This is a genomic window from Streptococcus humanilactis, from assembly GCF_019448275.1.
Lineage (GTDB): Bacteria > Bacillota > Bacilli > Lactobacillales > Streptococcaceae > Streptococcus > Streptococcus humanilactis.
The window spans coordinates 771,246-771,552 of sequence record NZ_JAHXBZ010000001.1; the positions used below are offsets into that span (position 1 = coordinate 771,246).

At 37.8% G+C, this 307-nt stretch carries 1 protein-coding gene; it reads right to left on the bottom strand.

The window, feature by feature from the left end:
* Positions 1-307, bottom strand: a 307-nt coding sequence (locus KV696_RS10010) for a MucBP domain-containing protein (RefSeq protein WP_258318547.1), incomplete at both ends; no start/stop codon positions are given.

The following is a 307-nucleotide window of genomic DNA, read 5'->3' on the forward strand; positions in this document are numbered from 1 at the left end:
CTCCATTTGGAAGTTTGTTAGTTGTTACGAATTTGTAGCCTGGGATATCTTTCTTAGGTTGTTCACCTTCTTCTGTTGGATTTCCTGGAATTGCGTTTCCTTCTTTATCCTTGAATGAAGTCGTTACCTTTTCGTAGACATGTTCTGTGTCTCCATTTGGAAGTTTGTTAGTTGTTACGAATTTGTAGCCTGGAATAGCTTTCTTAGGTTGTTCACCTTCTTCTGTTGGATTTCCTGGAATTGCGTTTCCTTCTTTATCCTTGAATGAAGTGGTTACTTTTTCGTATACGTGTTCTGTATTTCCATT